This window comes from Fibrobacter sp. UWP2 (genome assembly GCF_900141705.1).
Lineage (GTDB): Bacteria > Fibrobacterota > Fibrobacteria > Fibrobacterales > Fibrobacteraceae > Fibrobacter.
The window spans coordinates 1-2,362 of the sequence record NZ_FQYM01000065.1; the positions used below are offsets into that span (position 1 = coordinate 1).

The 2,362-nt window shown below is 39.8% G+C and carries 2 protein-coding genes; both read right to left on the minus strand.

Annotated features, from left to right (window positions below):
• Positions 1–76: 76 nt before the first annotated feature.
• Positions 77–1,138, minus strand: a complete 1,062-nt coding sequence (locus tag BUB55_RS13700) for a type II restriction endonuclease (RefSeq protein WP_073192437.1) — start codon at positions 1,136–1,138, stop codon at positions 77–79.
• Positions 1,128–2,111 (minus strand): DNA (cytosine-5-)-methyltransferase, encoded by a 984-nt coding sequence (dcm, locus tag BUB55_RS13705; RefSeq protein WP_304529016.1) that lies wholly within the window; start codon positions 2,109–2,111, stop codon positions 1,128–1,130. Before dcm ends, BUB55_RS13700 begins: the two co-directional genes overlap by 11 nt.
• Between the last annotated feature and the right edge of the window lie 251 nt (positions 2,112–2,362).

Genomic DNA, 2,362 nt, shown 5'->3' on the forward strand with positions numbered 1-2,362 from the left:
TTGCTTGGTGTTTTTTTGCTGAACCAAATTTACAAGTTGGAGACCACCTTTTTCTTTTTGGTTGCAGAAATTTCAACTAACTTTGGGGCATCTTCTCATCTAACTGAGCAACTGAAATTCCTTGTTGCAGCGTGCATAGATATTTATAATCGTCTTTCAACCTATCCGCCTCATTGAGAACTTGACGCCAACGATCTTTGCAGGTAGTTTTGGCTGCAAGAGAAATCAGTTTCTTTGTTGGATATGACAAATCATGATATGCTTTTTTTGATGGAAATATGAAATCAGGTCTTTTGTTTCCTTCGGTCACTACCTGTTCCTCAAAAGGCAGATGGTTTCCATCGAATATTGCGGCAAGATGATGCTCAAGACTTTTTCCTGCACGACTTTTTCTTCTATTCAAGACTTGGTTTGCCATGTCAACGAATTCATCAACCGATGGAAAACCTTGTGAAACAATATTTCCATAGCGAGAATACTCTACTGCTTTGAAAATATTGTATTCCATATCAGTCCAGTCCAAAATTTTCTTGTCTGGGTTCGTCAAAATCAATGCTTGAGAAGAAATTGTTCTATCACAAATATCCCTTGCGGCAGCGGACATTCTTTTGGAATCAGGAAAATCAATTCCCTTGTCATCTATATCTTGGATAAACGCCTGTATCAAATCGTTATCGCTAGTCGGCTTATCAGCGTCTATCAAACAATTTGTTTCATGCGGAGAGAGGCCGAATGCGTCCAAAAATTGATTTATTTCATCATCTGTATTTAAAATAAAAGCCTGGTAATTCTCTTCGTTGCATTGGGTGAATACAAATAGAGCCCCTGTATATTCAGGTCTAAAAAATGGCGTATGCGTGATTCTGTACTCGTTTCTTGTGCTCCGCCCATAATAGATAAAACGGACTTCATTAGAGATGTAATCATCTTCATAATGCCAATAAACGGTAACAAATCTATCCTTATTGTCTCCTTTTATCCCAGGGGAGTCAAATAGAATAGAAAAACTGTTTTGCGGAATATAGATTCCCGCTTGATGGCTTTGTTTAGGGTCCGTATCATTTGCCGATAGGAACTTACAAAATGTTCTTTGTCCTAATGTAACTACCTTAATAGCGTCAGAGGCGTTATTTTGCATTTGATTTCAACCTCTCCGCAATCAATTTCGCGATATTTGCCATCAATGGAACAACGACAGAGTTTCCAAACTGCTTATACGCCTGTCCATCGGAAACAGTTATTTTGAAGGAATCTGGAAAACCTTGCAATCTCGCGCATTCGCGCGGTGTCAATCTTCTTGGATTTTTATTTCGTTGTGCAATGAGAATTTCCGAGCCATCTTTATAGTATCTTGCACTTAGGGTGCGTGACACTCCATTTAAAGGAGCAATTCCATAACCAAAACCGTTTCCGGCAGCTTTGTGTTTTGCTGCATACGCCTGTAAATAACTCCACAGTTTGTCAGAAAGAGTGTATTTTGGATCAGGTTTCTTCTCAAGAATGTCCTTTATGGTTGGTTTTGGTTCTACTGGGGTTATCTCGAATTTAAAATCGATTGGGGTATTAAACCTCTGCCTATCAAAACCGACAATGAGAATACGTTCACGATGTTGTGGAACAAAATTCTGACCATCTAAAACTTTATAAAAAATCTCGTAATCCAGTTCATCCAATGATTCCTGGATTACCTTGAACGTATTGCCTTTATCGTGACTACAAAGGTTTTTGACATTTTCAAGCATAAATGCTTTCGGACGTTTCGCCTTGATAATACGGCAAACATCAAAGAACAATGTTCCTTGAGTTTTGTCTTCGAAGCCTGTTGCTCTTCCTAAACTATTCTTCTTGGAAACTCCAGCAATAGAAAATGGTTGACACGGAAAGCCTGCTACTAAGACGTCATGATCGGGAATTGTTTTTGCGTCAATCTTAGTAATATCTCCATCTGGCATATCGCCGAAATTGTCAAAGTATGTTTTTTGACTAAACTTATTCCATTCATTCGTGTAAACGCACTTTCCACCTGCGGATTCAAATGCTATACGCATTCCGCCAATTCCTGCAAACAAGTCGATAAAAGTAAACTTGCCGCTCTTGGAAATCTTCGACACAATTTCGCTCCATTTTGAAAGTGAACGAGTTCACTCTCGCGGGAGCGGTTCTGGCCGATTCGCTTGGCCGGGGTGCGGACAAAAAGAACGGCGGGGAGCCGACTCACTCCTCGCCTAAAAGCGCGACATTTTCAAAAGAATACAATACACCCGCACGAAGATGCCCCAAAGTTAGTTGAAATTTCTGCAACCAAAAAGAAAAAGGTGGTCTCCAACTTGTAAATTTGGTTCAGCAAAAAAACACCAAGCAA

What these genes read in the sequence shown, in the direction of transcription:
- BUB55_RS13700 (WP_073192437.1), bottom strand. Translation starts at nt 1,138, where the DNA reads ATGCAAAATAACGCCTCTGACGCTATTAAGGTAGTTACATTAGGACAA.